The sequence below is a fragment of the Clostridium sp. TJA032 genome (assembly GCF_058310275.1).
This window is the reverse complement of sequence record NZ_JBZEFB010000007.1, coordinates 1-15,567: the sequence shown is the minus strand read 5'-3', so window position 1 is coordinate 15,567 and position 15,567 is coordinate 1. Positions and strand designations below refer to the sequence as shown.

The 15,567-nt window shown below is 26.2% G+C and carries 12 protein-coding genes and 1 tRNA gene; 7 read left to right on the top strand and 6 right to left on the bottom strand.

Annotated features, from left to right (window positions below; genetic code table 11):
- Nucleotides 1–132: 132 nt before the first annotated feature.
- Nucleotides 133–1,581 (top strand): arylsulfatase, encoded by a 1,449-nt coding sequence (locus tag AC4FRL_RS11250; RefSeq protein ID WP_491140337.1) that lies wholly within the window; start codon nt 133–135, stop codon nt 1,579–1,581.
- A gap of 128 nt (nt 1,582–1,709) precedes the next feature.
- Here the strand turns inward: AC4FRL_RS11250 and AC4FRL_RS11245 are convergent, their stop codons facing one another.
- The 5 genes from AC4FRL_RS11245 to AC4FRL_RS11225 all read right to left on the bottom strand — a co-directional run bounded on the left by AC4FRL_RS11245 (nt 1,710) and on the right by AC4FRL_RS11225 (nt 7,094).
- A complete protein-coding gene (locus AC4FRL_RS11245; RefSeq protein ID WP_491140336.1) occupies nt 1,710–3,032 on the bottom strand; it encodes an MFS transporter in 1,323 nt (440 codons plus the stop codon).
- Between the two features lie 198 nt (nt 3,033–3,230).
- The gene (locus AC4FRL_RS11240) at nt 3,231–4,250 is read right to left on the bottom strand and encodes an ABC transporter substrate-binding protein (protein WP_491140335.1); all 1,020 of its coding nucleotides are present in this window, start codon (nt 4,248–4,250) and stop codon (nt 3,231–3,233) included.
- On the bottom strand, nt 4,231–5,019 hold the full coding sequence (locus AC4FRL_RS11235) for a DUF3919 family protein (RefSeq protein WP_491140334.1): 789 nt from the start codon (nt 5,017–5,019) through the stop codon (nt 4,231–4,233). Before AC4FRL_RS11235 ends, AC4FRL_RS11240 begins: the two co-directional genes overlap by 20 nt.
- Nucleotides 5,020–5,023: 4 nt before the next feature.
- Complete coding sequence (locus tag AC4FRL_RS11230) at nt 5,024–6,433, bottom strand: sensor histidine kinase (protein WP_491140333.1); 1,410 nt, start codon at nt 6,431–6,433, stop codon at nt 5,024–5,026.
- Entirely contained in the window at nt 6,423–7,094 is a 672-nt protein-coding gene (locus tag AC4FRL_RS11225; protein WP_491140332.1) for a response regulator transcription factor, read from the bottom strand. Before AC4FRL_RS11225 ends, AC4FRL_RS11230 begins: the two co-directional genes overlap by 11 nt.
- Before the next feature lie 315 nt (nt 7,095–7,409).
- Between AC4FRL_RS11225 and AC4FRL_RS11220 the strand changes: the two genes are divergently transcribed.
- Nucleotides 7,410–8,606, top strand: a complete 1,197-nt coding sequence (locus AC4FRL_RS11220; RefSeq protein ID WP_491140331.1) for a cation:proton antiporter — start codon at nt 7,410–7,412, stop codon at nt 8,604–8,606.
- 245 nt (nt 8,607–8,851) lie between these two features.
- On the top strand, nt 8,852–9,379 hold the full coding sequence (locus AC4FRL_RS11215; RefSeq protein ID WP_491140330.1) for a hypothetical protein: 528 nt from the start codon (nt 8,852–8,854) through the stop codon (nt 9,377–9,379).
- Nucleotides 9,380–9,464: 85 nt separating this feature from the next.
- Here AC4FRL_RS11215 and AC4FRL_RS11210 read toward each other — a convergent pair.
- A tRNA-Met gene (locus AC4FRL_RS11210) sits at nt 9,465–9,540 on the bottom strand.
- Nucleotides 9,541–9,711: 171 nt separating this feature from the next.
- On the opposite strand from AC4FRL_RS11210, the gene AC4FRL_RS11205 reads away from it, so the two are divergent.
- The 4 genes from AC4FRL_RS11205 to AC4FRL_RS11190 all read left to right on the top strand — a co-directional run.
- A complete protein-coding gene (locus AC4FRL_RS11205) occupies nt 9,712–10,488 on the top strand; it encodes a hypothetical protein (RefSeq protein ID WP_491140328.1) in 777 nt (258 codons plus the stop codon).
- A 358-nt stretch (nt 10,489–10,846) separates the two neighbouring features.
- The gene (locus tag AC4FRL_RS11200; protein ID WP_491140327.1) at nt 10,847–12,268 is read left to right on the top strand and encodes a synaptonemal complex protein 1; all 1,422 of its coding nucleotides are present in this window, start codon (nt 10,847–10,849) and stop codon (nt 12,266–12,268) included.
- Between the two features lie 2 nt (nt 12,269–12,270).
- Nucleotides 12,271–12,963 carry an OmpA/MotB family protein gene (locus AC4FRL_RS11195; protein ID WP_491140325.1) on the top strand — a complete coding sequence of 231 codons (693 nt, stop codon included), beginning with the start codon at nt 12,271–12,273 and terminating at the stop codon, nt 12,961–12,963.
- A 108-nt stretch (nt 12,964–13,071) separates the two neighbouring features.
- Nucleotides 13,072–15,567: immunoglobulin-like domain-containing protein (locus tag AC4FRL_RS11190; RefSeq protein WP_491140324.1), on the top strand; the 2,496-nt coding region annotated here is incomplete at its 3' end.

The following is a 15,567-nucleotide window of genomic DNA, read 5'->3' as shown; positions in this document are numbered from 1 at the left end:
CATGACTTTTTTATCTTAACGTTAAAAAATAAATTTTTGTAAATATGTAAAAATATATAAATAAATATTAAAATTAAAGTATTATAATAAAAATAATTAGTATATAAATTGGGGATAAAGGGGGACTATTTTATGAAACCAAATATTGTTTTAATTATGGTTGACCAAATGAGAGGAGATTGTTTAGGGGTAAATGGCAATGATTTTATTGAAACTCCTAACTTAGATATGATGGCTACTAAAGGATATAATTTTGAAAATGCTTATACAGCAGTTCCAAGTTGTATTGCATCTAGAGCTTCAATTTTAACTGGAATGAGCCAAAAATCTCATGGAAGGGTTGGTTATGAAGATGGCGTTTTTTGGAATTATGAAAATACTATAGCATCAGAATTTTCAAAGGCAGGATATCATACTCAATGTATTGGGAAAATGCACGTCTATCCTGAAAGAAATCTTTGTGGCTTTCATAATATTGTTTTACATGATGGATATTTACATTTTGCTAGAAATAAGGAAGGAAAAGCATCAACTCAAATTGAACAATGTGATGATTATTTAAAATGGTTTAGAGACAAAAAGGGGCATAATGTTGATATAATTGATATTGGTGTTGACTGTAATTCCTGGGTTTCTAGACCTTGGGGATATGAGGAGTTTTTACATCCAACTAATTGGGTTGTTAATGAATCAATAGATTTTTTAAGAAGAAGAGATACAAGTAAGCCTTTCTTTTTAAAAATGTCCTTTGTTAGACCTCATTCACCTTTAGACCCACCTAAAGTTTATTTTGATATGTATAAAGATGAAGAATTACCTAGTCCTTTCATTGGAGATTGGGCTAAGAAAGAGGATAAAGATAAAAATGGAAAGGATATAAATTGTATAAAGGGATTAATTAATAAAAAGGCTTTAAAAAGAGCTAAAAAAGCTTATTATGCATCAATAACACATATAGACCATCAAATTGGAAGATTTTTAATAGCTTTATCTGAATATAGAGAGCTTAAAAATACTATATTTTTATTTGTATCAGACCATGGAGATATGATGGGAGATCATAATTGGTTTAGAAAAGGAGTGCCCTATGAAGGAAGTAGTAGAGTTCCATTTTTTATTTATGACCCAGGTGATTTAATAAAGGGGAAAAAGGGAAAGGTATTTGATGAGGTGTTAGAATTACGAGATATTATGCCAACTTTATTAGATTTTGCTAATATTCCTATACCAAGTTCAGTAGAAGGAAGTAGTCTCAAGAAGCTTATAGAAGAAAAAAATTCTAATTGGAGAGAATATATTCATGGAGAACATTCCTTTGGGCAGGATTCCAATCATTATATTGTAACCAAAAAGGATAAATTTTTATGGTTTTCTCAAAGTGGTGAGGAACAGTATTTTGACTTAGAAAATGACCCAAAGGAACTTGAAAATCTTATAAATTCAAATTTTCATAAAGAGAGAATAAATTATTTAAGAAATATATTAATTAAGGAGTTAGAAGGTAGAGAGGAAGGCTATACTGATGGAAATAAACTTTTAAAAGGAAAACCAGTAAGTACTTTAAGCCATATAAGAAAATAATAATATTTAATAATTTTAAACTTTTTAAAATAAAAAGGAAGCTAGAAAGGGGGAGCCTTCTAGTTTCCTTTATTTGATTTATATATGTATATATTTAGTTATGTTGTGATTAAAATATTAAGTTATATTTATTTCTTTGGTTGTTTTTTTATTTTTAAAGTTAAAGCTAAAAGAATTAATGCTATTACTGCACCTACTATTATGAAGATGAATGCACCATTCCATCCAAAGTTATCTGCTATCATACCTAGTACAAAATCTGCCATAAATTCTCCAAGAAGGTAACCACAAAGTCCTGAGAAACCAGTTGCAGAACCAACAGCGAAATTAGGAACAACATCTATTAAGTTCATTCCAATTAATAATTGAGGTCCGTATATAAAACATCCTATAAAGGCAACAGATACCATTGTTACTAAGGTACTATTTGTTTGCCAGTAAGCTACTGTAGCAAAGATAACTCCTATCATACATAATATGCTAAGTGGAGCACGCTTTCCTTTAAATAAAACATCTGAAAGCCATCCAAGTAATATTGAAGCTGGTATTGCAGCGTATTCAAATAGGAACATTGCCCAGTTTGCATTAGCAGCTGAAAATCCCTTTGATTCTTTTAAGTATATAGGAATCCAGTTAACAACACCTTGTCTTATTAAGTAAACAAATATATTAGCTAAAGCTAAGTACCAAACATATTTATTCTTAAGAACATATTTAACCATTATTTCTTTTGAAGATAAAGTTGTAGGATTAACTTCAGCTTTAACTTCTGGGTAGTCATTTCTATATTCTTCAACTGGAGGTAATCCAACAGAGGCTGGAGTATCAGCTCCAATTACATAGCAGAATAAAGCTACTATTGTACATATTATTGCTGGTACAAAAAATATTGATTGGAAATGGTTTTGTCCAAATACTAATAAACATAAAGTTGCTATAGGAGCTATTAAACCTCCACCTATATTATGAGAAGTATTCCATATTCCCATTTTAAGTCCTCTTTCTTTTTGAGAGAACCATTTACCTAATACTATTGAACAAGGGGGAGCACCCATACCTTGGAAGAAACCATTAAATACCATAAGTATTAAGAATATTGGAACTGTATGAGCAAATCCCATTAGAACGCTTAATACTGATGATGCAATAAGTCCAAAACATATAAATTTCTTTACATTTGATTTGTCTGATAAGTTTCCTAAAATAAACTTGCTTAAACCATATGATACAGCAAGTCCCATGCTTATAAGTCCGATTTGTGTTTTTGTAAATCCATAGTTTTCAATTAAATATGGTGATGCTACAGCAAAGTTTTTTCTAACTAAGTAGTAACCTGTATATCCAATAAATATCATAAGAAACATACGAATACGGTATGCTTTGTATACTGATGATACTTTATCTTTTGGAAGTCTAGGTATTGCTGGAGCAGGGCTAAAAAATCCAAACATTCTATAATCCTCCTAGTTGTATGTTATACCTGTTAATGTTTTCAAAAAACAATTTACTTATTAATAATAAAATAAGAATTAAACAATAAAATCTCTTAAATGTTTCATAAATGTAACATTTAAGAGATTTAGAGTATAACTTAGAAAAGGTTTATTTGTAATTAAATGAAATTTGTTAATTAATTGGTTTAAGTGTTATTAATACTTATTTTTGCATAGTATTTTCATTATCTTTTCTCTATCTTCAGCAGCTAAATAAAAGCTATATTTGTCATATATTTTAAATTGAGAAGTATCAAAATTTTTAGTTGAAATAGCCTTTGAAAATTTTGATAAATCCTTTGAAGTTTCTTTAGAAAGGACGAAGTCTATAAAATTTTTAGCTATTTTTTCATGTTTTGAGTTTTTTATTAAGGCTATGGAATCTATATTCCAACCAGCATTTTCAGGGACAATGCTAATAATATTATCAGAAGATTTATTAGCTATTAATTGGTCGCTTAAAAAATTTATGGTAAGTAAATATTCTCCTGATGAAACTCTCTGAATTGAATTAAAGCCACTTATTGTTGAAGAAGATACATTTTTGTTTAAATTATATATAAAATCTTTAAATTTTTCTTCACCTAAGCTTTGATAAAGGGAAGCCATTAAGGTATAACCAGTACCAGAGGTTTGAGGGTTTGGAAGAATTATTTTTCCTTTAAATTCTTCTTTTAGTAAGTCCTCTATTTTTTCAGGGTAAGGAGTAGAAGAATCAAAGTATTCATTCCAAAGAGATTTATTTATTCCTATAGATAAAGGTGTTATTTGAAATCCAGTCCAATATCCTCTTAAATCTTTATACTTAGAGGGAATGTTATTAGACCAAGGAGAATTATATTCTTCTAGGGCATTATATTTTTTTAATATTTCATAACTGTCACAACTTCCACCTATAAAAATATCTCCTTGAGGGTTATCTTTTGTATCTAGTATTCTTTGAACTGCCTCCTCTGTAGGAAGTTTTATGTATTCATATGTACAGTCATATTCACTTTTGAATTTTTCAAGAAGGTATTTACCTTCCTCTTCTCTTAATGAACCGTAAACAACTATATGATTCATATTAGCTGTACTTAAAGCTTTTTCTTTTTTTATAATATGTAGTTTTGCAATTAAAAGTAATATTACTAATATTAATATTAAGGTGATTTTTTTATTCAAAAATTTCTTCATTTAAATTCCCCTTTAAATAAATATTTTTACCATTTTCATCACCAAGATACTGTATTATTACATAGTCATTATAAACATCAATATAGAAGGTATTGTTAGATAGTTTTCCTTCTTTAGCATATCTATATAAAGTTAAATGATGCTTTGGCATTTCGCTTAAATCAGTTTTTAAAAAATCTTTATTATCTTTCATAAGTCTTAAATTTTTAAAATCTTCTAGAAGAAGTGTTTTAGATTCTTTTGAAAGGCTTTTTGTTAAATTATCTTCTTTATAAGTTATTAGATTTTCAGAACTTGATAATATATATTCTAGGTTGTTTAAGGTATAAAAGGCCTCTTTTAAATTGTTTCTAAGCATATTTATTAAAGAGGAGTTGTTAGAATAAATTTCTCCATTTAATTTTAAGCTATTTGAAATTTCAAAAGGTGTTTTTTCTCCATTTAAGTAATGTATTTCTCCTGATATAAATAGGGTATTTTCAAGAGGAAGAGTTTCTTCCTTTGATGAGTTTTTTGAGCATATTTTATTGAAATACTTAATAAGTTCATTAAGTTTTGATTTGTTATATATAACAGTACTTCCTAGGTAAGGACTAGATAGAATAATTCTATCTGGAATTTTTATATCTAAATCTCCCTTGTTTTCATGAGAACTTTTAACGATAGTTAAAGAGTTATAAAGATTACTTGAATAATAAGTATAACTTACAAGAATTATGATTATGAGAGATAGATATATAGCTAGTATATTTTTAAAGTTTTTACTCATTAAGTTACATCTCCTTAGGAATAGTATTTTTTAGGTAAAAAGAAAGAGTTACTTTAGTTCCTATATCTAAAGTGCTTTCTATAAAAAATCCATAACCTTGACTTTCCATAATATCTTTGCAGATTTTTAAACCTAAACCATTTCCTTTAGGATTTGTATATTCATCTTTAATTATAAAACCAGTTCCATCATCCTCTATAATAATCTCCATTTTATCTTTAAATCTTAAGGAATATATTTTAAGAGTTTCGCAACCACTATATTTTATAGCATTATCAATAAGATTTATAAAAACTTGTTTTGTTTTATTATAGTCTCCATAAATAAAGAAGGATTCATAATTTTTTATAACTTTAATATCATAGTTTTCAAGTTTTATCTTTAATATTTTAAGACAATCCTCTATTAAAGATTTTACATCTATATAGGTATATTCTATTTCAAAGGTATTTTTATTGCTCTTAGCTAAAAGTAATATTTCTTCAACTAAATTTAAAAGTCTTTTTCCCTCTTTTTCTATAATATTTGAACTTTGAATTATCTTTTCCTTATCATCTAATTTAGGAATTATTTCTGAAAAACCTATTATGGCAGTAAGTGGAGTTTTAAATTCATGAGATACATTATCAAAAAATTTTTTTTGATGAAGTTTAGCAGATTTAATTTCATTTATATATTTATCTAAATTTTCACTCATTATATTAAAAGTATTTGCTAAATCTTCCACTTCATCTCCACTTGTAATATGAAGTTGTTCCTTAAAATTTCCTTCAGATATATTTTTAGATTTTTGTTTTAATATAACTAAGGGGCTTACTAGCTCCTTAGCAAAAGTGTTTATTAAAAATATAGCAATTAATAAGGCTATTAATCCACTTACAAAAAAGATTGTTAATGTGTTTTTTAAAATTTCATAGGACTCTGTATTTATTAAAATAAGTCTAATTGCACCATAATTTTTTCCTTTATAACTTATTGGACTTGATAAAAAGAGTGTTGGTATGTTATCTATTTTTTCTAAAATATAAGCTCTATTACCTTCTAAGGCTTCGTTTATATCATTACCAAATAGTGAAACTTCATCTGAAGAAGAATCATATATTATTTGAGCAGAGTTACTAAGTATTTGTATCCTTACATTATATTTTTCACTAAGAGTAGAAGCTATAAAGGGTGCATTATCCCTTAATATATCCTCTTTATCTTCATTTTCATTTGAGGATAAAAGATTTATAATATATGATTCTGTGGTTCTACTTTTATCAAGCAAGTATTCAATAGAGTTATTTATTAAGTTTTTATTTAAAGCGTTATAAGTTATTATAAATATAAAAATTATTATAGGAGTTAATATTACAAGATTAGTAATAATAATTTTTTGTTTTAAATTTATTTTAATTATTTTATTTTTCATCTAGTTTATAACCAGCCTTATATAAGGTTTTTATGTAGTTTTGGCATGGGCCTAATTTTTTTCTAAGTCTTTGTATTAAAATATCAACTGCTCTAGTTGTTCCTTCAAAATCATATCCCCAAACTTTATTTAAAAGTTCTTCTCTTGAAAAGACTTTATTTTTATTTTTACAAAGGCATCTTAAAACTTCAAATTCTTTAAAGGTTAAATCTATATAATCTGATTTAACAAGCGCTTTTCTTTCTTCTAGCAAAAGAGTTAAATCTCCAACTTTTAAATCCTTTACTTTTTTCTTAGAATTATTTGAAATATGTTTTTTTACTATATTTATTCTAAGAAGTAGTTCTGTACTATTAAATGGTTTTGTTATATAGTCATCTGCACCTAACTGAAGACCTAAAAGCTTGTCATTTATATCACTTTTTGCAGTTAGCATTATTATAGGTATATCATCTATGTTTTTAATTTTAGGTATTAGGTTAAAGCCACTTATATCTGGTAACATAGCATCTAAAATAATTATATCTGGCTTTTCCTTTATAACTAATTCTAAGGCATCTAAAGCATTTTCAGCTGTTATAGGGATATGACCTTCTATTTCTAAGTTCATTTTTATAAGCTGTAAAATACTTATTTCATCATCTACAACTAAAATTTTCATAACTGTTATTCCCCCCTTATTAGAATTTACCAGTAATTTTAATCTTAGTACAAAAAGATTACTTATTAATTGTACTATATTAAATTTATTCTTAAAGAGTAATTTAATAATTTTGTTCATAAAATAAACAAAAATTATTCACTATTAATAATATAAATAAATTAAGACTTATTAATACCTATAAATCTTTAATTTTCATATTTAAAATTTTACGTTCTTCTATAAAATAAAAAAAATAATTTTTAAAGGTAATTGAAAATATTACAAAATAAAACTATAATGTAAATTAATGTATGAAAATTAGGGGGTGTTAGAATGCTATCTTATGAATTTCTATTTGATTTAGCACTTATTCTTATTAGTACAAAGCTATTTGGCTTAATAACTAAAAAAATCAAAATGCCTCAAGTTGTTGGGGCTCTTTTAGCTGGGGTTATACTAGGGCCTGCTTTTTTAAATGTTTTATCAGAAACTGAATTTATTCAGAATCTTGCAGAACTTGGAGTTATTATACTTATGTTTACAGCAGGATTAGAAACAGATATAAAGCAATTAAAAAAGACAGGAAAAGCATCATTTATAATTGCTATTTTTGGAGTTTTAATTCCTCTTTTAGGAGGATTTATAGTTGCTACTTTATTTAATAAGGGAGGAGACTTTAATACTGTTTTAAAGAATGTATTTATAGGAATTATATTAACTGCTACATCAGTAAGTATTACTGTTGAAACCTTAAAGGAAATGGGAAAGTTAAACACAAGGGCAGGAAATGCTATTTTAGGTGCAGCTATTATTGATGATATTTTAGGTATTATAGCACTTACTATAACAACTAGTTTAGCTGACCCTAGTATTAATATAGCTTTAGTCTTATTTAAAATAATTTCATTCTTTGTTTTATCATTTGTTTTAGGATATTTATTCCATTGGGCCTTTGCAAAATTAGATGCAAGATATAAAAAAGATTTAAGAAGATTTGTAATTTTAGCCTTTGTTTTTTGTCTTTTACTTTCATTTTCAGCGGAAGAATTTTTTGGAGTTGCAGATATAACAGGAGCCTTTATAGCAGGTCTTGTACTTTCTGATTCAGAAAGAAGTACTTATTTAACTTCAAGGTTTGAAACCTTGTCATATATGCTTTTATCACCTATATTCTTTGCAAGTATAGGAATAAAGGTTAAGATAACATCTATGAGTAGTGCAATATTTATCTTCACCATATGTCTTCTTATAGTTGCGATATTAACTAAGGTTTTAGGCTGTGCCTTTGGAGCTAAGATGTGTAAGTATGAAAATAGAGAGGCTGTTCAGATAGGAGTAGGAATGGTATCTAGGGGAGAAGTTGCACTTATAGTTGCTAATAAAGGAATAGCTATGGGGCTTATGGTTCAAGAGTTTTTAGCACCAATTGTTATAGTAGTTGTATTAACCACTATATTAACTCCTATATTGCTTAAGTTAGTATTTACTAAATCAAAGAATAAAAATTCTAAAATTCTTTTAAGGGCTTAATTTTAAAAGTTATAAAACTATTATTTTTTATTAATTTATTTTTAAAATTATCTGTTAAAAATATAAATATTAAAGATTTTTAATAAGTAAATTAGTTAGATTATCAACTAGTGATTCCAATCCTTTAAAAGTAAAGCTTCTAGTATTAATATAATTTATATAATTATATAAGTACTAAAGCTTGAGTGTAGATTAAATCTACATTGAAACTTAAGTATTTGTATTTACTTTAGGAGGTAGTACAAATGAGCAAAGAAATAATTGATGTTGAAGTAGAAGAATATATACCATTTAATGATGCAGCAGATATGAAAGAGTTTAGAAGATTTCTTAAACAATATGGAATAGAAGATGGTTTAGAGGATGTTACATTAGAATATACTAAGAAAAAATTAGAAATGTTACTTGCTTTAGCTGATTCAGGAGAAGATGAAGAGTTAAGAGAGCATAAAGATATATTAAAAAGACTTTTAAATAACTTAAAGGGTGATAAAGCTAAAAGAGAAGCTATGAAAGCCTTATATGAGGTTTATAGAGAATATGAAGAATTAACAGGTTCTGAAAAAAATGATTTAATAGATACTAAAGAATTAGATCAAAAAATAAAAGAAGCTTTAAAGAAATATAAAAAATATGAGCATTTTAAAACTCATGAAGAGCAAATAGCTGAAAAGTGGATAAGAGAACTTAAAAAAGAAGCTATAGAATATAAAAAACAATACAAGGAATTAAAGAAAGATATAAGAAGAGATTTAAAAAATTTAGATAAATAATTTTATTTTAATAGTTCTAACATTTAAATTGTTAGAACTATTTTATTTTTTAAATAAAAAAAAGGATTCTTAAAAGAATCCTTTGTGGTTGCGGGAGCAGGACTTGAACCTACGACCTTCGGGTTATGAGCCCGACGAGCTACCGACTGCTCCATCCCGCGTCATTAAAATTTATCTACTACTCTTTAACTATACTTTAATATATAATTAAAGTCAAGGAAATTAGATATTTATTATATTTTAATTTGCATAAGTACTTAGAACTTTCTCTTTTGTGATATATAATAAATATAAGGACGTATATTATTTTAATTTTTTATTCAGGAGGAGAAATGTTTACCAAAGGTTTTGACGAGGCATATAATAGGGCTTTAGAACTTCAAGAATTATTTTATTTTGAAAAAGAAAAATATTGTGAAGAGCTAAAAAATGAAAATAGGGATATAAAGCACTTAGTTAACAAAATAAATGAAGAAAAAATATATATATTAGAAACACTAGTACCTAAATATGCTAAGAATATGAGTATTTTAGAGAGACAAAGTATAAAAGCTACTTTAGGAGAAGAAGTCAGTAGTGAATATATAATAAAGGATTATAATATACGACCTATTAAAGACTTACTACTGATAGATTATGATGAAAAGTCTATTGTAAAAAATTTAAAAAATCCTTTTGTTAAGATTTTCAAGATAAATAAAATAAATAAAAACTTAGATGAAGAAGCTATGGAGATACAATGTGCAAGAGATGAGATGAAGGATATATATTCTCTTGCAAAGGAAGATAAATTAAAGTTGATTAAAATTTATAAGTTAATATGTTCAGCTACTAATCTAGGAGAAGATGTTGAGGAAAGATTTAGAGATTATATTCCTATGATACAAAGTAGCAGATTAATTTATGGTGATTGTAATATTGAAAAGAGAAGCTATAAAATAGGAAATCTTATAAGATGCTATGAAGGGATAATAAAGTTTTTAGTTAAGTTATGTGAAACACGGTATAGAAAAGTTGAAGGAAATAAGGTTAAGTATATAAAGGATTCTTTAATTGATGAAAATTTAGAGGAACTAGCATTGTGGAAAGAAGAATTTAGTGAAATTTAGTTAAAGAATTTTATATCTTTCTTTTAATTTATAATCAACTATAAATTTTTGTGTATTTATGCAATATGTGTTTAAAACATAGAGAATAAAGAAAAAATATGTAGATTTTATTGAATTTTTAACCAGAATATGATAATGTCTACATATAGTAAATACTTATAGCGTGGTAGTATTTATTTTGGATTTGGTTGAAGAAGAATTTCTTCAGCCTTTATTTTTTTATATAGAGTTTTTACATAAATTTAAAATACAGTAGATTGTGATATTTTATTTATTTATTATGAAAAGTCATTATAAATGCCTATTTTAAATCATATATTCTATAAAGATTATATAAGTAGGGAGGAGATTTTTTATAATGAATACTATAAGTAATATATTACAATCTTTTTTAACGCAAAATATTTTAGGTTATGTTGGGATAATTTTAATTTTACTTCTTATATTTGTAGGATTTAACTATAATATTAGGGTTAAGAAGAAGTATGAACATCTTTTAAAAGCTTTTAAAGAAAGTGAATGGGTTCCATCTTTAAAAAATAAGGATGATAAAGAACTAAAATTTCTAAATTCAGAACTTAAAAAAATGGCAGAGGATTTTAAAAGAAGTGCTAAAAGTGGAACTTACAATATAAATACAGAGGTTATTATACAAAAAAACATAGATAGAAGAATATTAAAAGAAGAAAGTATTGCAAATATCTTACCTTCTATATCTATTGCTTTAGGACTTATAGGGACATTTTTAGGTCTTACTGTAGCTATTATGACAACTACAGGAGTTTTATCTTCAGGAACTCAAAGCATGGCTGATTTTTCAAAGAGTATGAATATGCCTTTAGGCAGTATGTCTAGTGCTTTTTGGACTAGCATTCTAGGGGTTATTGGCTCTGTAATCTTAAATGGATTAAATATAAATTTAAAAAGGGCTAAAGAAGATTTTTATGATGTTTTTGAAGATTATCTAGATAATGTATTATTTTCAATTTATATAGAATCAGATAAAGAAGTTATTACTTCTTTTTTAGGAGAGGCATTAAATAGTTTTTCACTTAAGTTAGATAATATTTTTAATAAAGGAATAAATAATTTAGCTGAAAGTATAAATAAAAACACTATAGATATGACAGAAACTTTTAAGGGGATGAATAAACATATAAGTGATTTAGAAACAATTGTATCATATCTTAGAATTTCTGTTATGGGAATTAAAGGGCCAATAAAAGGCTTTGGAGAGGATTTAGAAAAGTTTAGTAAGCTTAGTTTAGATTTTTGTAATTCAGTAAGTTTAAGCAATAATAAATTTTTAGCTACTTCTAATAAACTTGAGGAAAGCTTGAAAGATTTATCAAAAGCTATAAATGATAATAGGAGAGACATAAATAAACTTTGTATGAGATTGGAAACACAGAGTAATGAATTAAGAAGGGGATATAATACCTTTAAGGATACAATAAATTATGTAAAAGAGGAACAACAAAAGAATAATGAAGTCATTTCAAGACAAATAGTAAATTTAAAGGAAGGTTATAGCAAATTTGAAAGAGGAATAAATAAGTTTTCAGATAATGTTTCTAACATGAAAAATGAGGTTGCAAATGGTATTTATTATGCTATTCAAAGAGAAACTCAAGAACTTTCATCAAATATAGTTAATAAATTAAATGAACCTTTAAGAGGAATAAGTATAGTTACGGAAGAATTGAGCAATAGAAATAGAGAACTTGGAAAATCCTCTTCAGATTTTACGAAAGATAAAAAAGAGCTAGGTAGGTGTTAGAAATGAAGGTTAGAAGAAGAAAGTATAAAACAGAACAGGAAGTTCCTTCTTATTGGCCTTCCTTTGTAGATATAATGACAACAGTTACCTTAGTTTTTTTCTTTATACTTTTAACTTCCTTAGGAGTTTCAAGCATATTTGTAGATAATATAGCTATTGAAAGAGAAAATATTTATGACAAGATACAAAGTGAGCTTAATCAATATGAAGTTAATGAAGAAGTTATGAATTTTAATAGGGAAGAAGGAAAATTTGATATAAAAACAGAAACCTTTTTTGATAGTGATAGTTCGGTTTTAAAATCTGATGGGAAAAAGTTAGCTTCTGAACTTGGAAACATATTTTTAAAGTTATTATCTAATGAAGAGATAAAAAGCAATATAGATTATATAGAAATTGTAGGGCATACAGATTTTGCAGGAGGTACTATTTATGGTAGAGAATTATCTACGAAAAGAGCTATAAGTTTTTTAAATGAAATGGTGCCTGAAAATAGTGAACTTGAGAATCTTCATGGAGAAAAATTTAAAGCTTCAGGTATGTCAGAATTTGAAAATTATAAATCTAAGGAAGAAAGAGATAGAGGATATGATGAATATGATATAGAAGAAACTAAAAAAGATAGAAGAATTGAGGTTAGAATGGTATTTAGTAATAAGGATTTAGAAAATGTCATAAAAGAAAGAAAAAAATAATTTTAATGTTTTATTAAAATGATTATTTAAAAATATTTAATATTTTTAAATAATCATTTTTTTATTTCTATATGATAGAATATATTTAATTTGAATGGAGGGAATTATATGAAAAAAGAAAAAATATTAACATTGTTAATTGTAGTTTCAATAAGTTCAAGTTTAATTGTTAGTGAGAAAAATGTTTATGCTAATGAAGTCAACTCGAAAAAAGAGAATACTAGCTTAACATATGATGATAAAAAGAATGAAAATACAAATGGAAATTTAGAAAGTGGAGATAAAGAAAATCCTGTAATAGAAATTCCAGATGCGAATTTAAAGAAGTTGTTAAATGAAACTTTAAATGAAACTTTAAATGGAACTTTAAATAAACCTGTTGATTCTGATATAACAAAATCTGAGTTAGAAAGTATAAAAGAAATAGAAGGCGAGTATAATGATATTGAAAGTTTAGAAGGACTTCAATATTGTATTAATTTAGAAACAATACATTTAAACCATAATAAAATAAAAGATTTAACGCCTATTGCCAATTTAGAAAATTTAGTTGATTTAAAACTAGAATATAACGAAATAAGTGATTTAAAACCAATATCTAATTATAAAAATTTAAAACTTTTAAAAATGAGAAATAATCAAATAAGTGATTTAAAACCAATAGCAAATATTGATACTTTAGTTGATTTATCTTTAAAAAAAAATAATGTATCAGATATAAGTTGTTTAGGAAATTTAAAAAGCTTAAAAAATTTAAATTTAGCTGATAATAAGATAGATGATATAAGTATATTAAAAGATTTACCTAGTATTGAACATTTGCTTTTAGATAGTATGCTTACAAAGGATATAGATGTTCTATCTAATTTAAAAAATCTTCGTTTTTTAAGCCTAGATAATATAGGCTTAGATAATATAAAAGTAATAGAAAATTTAGAGAAATTAGAAACAATTCATTTAGCTAATAATAATATTACGAATATAGATTTTTCTAAACTTAAAGAACTAAGGTATCTGTCTGTATATGGTAATAAAATAAGTGATATAAGTTCTTTGTCTAATCTTTCCAAGTTAGAAAGTTTATACTTAGGTAAAAATAGAATTAGTAACCTTACTCCAATTGTTGATTTGGAAAGTTTAAAATGGGTTTCAGCACAGGATCAAGAAATTCATTTACCAGAAATAACAACTTATGAATCTTCTGTAACTATAGAAAATATACTTAGAGGATTTAATAATGAGATAGTTGAACCTACAAGTATTAATGAAGGTACATATAATAAAGATGGAAATACTGTAACATGGGAAAATATAAACAAAATTGAAATGAGAAAATATGAGTTTAAAGAAAGTTTTGAAATAAATGGAAATGATGGGGTTTTTTCAGGGGTAGTTTGCCAAGATATAATACGTAAATATAAACCTGTTATTAAAGGTGTAGAAGACATATCAATAAAACAAGATACATATTTTGATCCTATGAAAGGTGTTACTGCAAGTGATGAAGAAGATGGAAATTTAACTAAGGATATAAAAGTTACAGGAACTGTTGACACTAAAGTCCCTGGCAAATATGAATTAACATATACAGTTACAGATTCAGATAATAATACTGTAACAGAAAAGAGAATAGTAACTGTTTTACCTAAGTTAACAAATGTAAATCATGTACCAGTTATAAATGCAGAAAATAAAGTATTAACTGTAGGAGATAGCTTTAATCCATTAGAAGGAGTAACTGCCTATGATGATGAAGATAAAGAAATTATATTAAACAAAGATAATATAGTATCTAATACTGTTAATACAGAAAAGGCAGGTACTTATGAAGTAACTTACAAAGTAACAGATAAAGATGGTGCATCAGTAACTAAGACAATAACTGTTAAGGTAAATCCAAAGCAAGAAGTGATAAATCATGTACCAGTTATAAATGCAGAAAATAAAGTATTAACTGTAGGAGATAGCTTTAACCCTTTAGAGGGAGTAACTGCCTATGACGAAGAAGATAAGGAAATTAAATTAAGTGAAGATAATATAGTATCTAATACTGTTAATACAGAAAAGGCAGGTACTTATGAAGTAACTTACAAAGTAACAGATAAAGATGGTGCATCAACAACTAAGACAATAACTGTTAAAGTAAATCCAAAACAAGAAGTAATAAATCATGTACCAGTTATAAAGGCGGAAGACAAGGTCTTAACCGTAGGAGAATCTTTCAATCCATTAGAGGGAGTAACTGCTTATGATGAGGAAGATAAGGATATTAAGTTAACAGAGGCAAATATAATCTTTAATGATGTTAACATGGAGAAAGCTGGAACTTATAAGGTAACTTACAAAGTAACAGATAGTAATGGAGCATCAGCAACTAAGACAATAACTGTTAAGGTAAATCCAAAGCAAGAAGTAATAAATCATGTACCAGTTATAAAGGCGGAAGACAAGGTCTTAACCGTAGGAGAATCTTTCAATCCATTAGAGGGAGTAACTGCCTATGACGAAGAGGATAAGGATATTAAGTTAACAGAAGCAAACATCATATACAATAATGTAGATATGAATAAGGCTGGAACTTACAAGGTAACTTACAAAGTAACA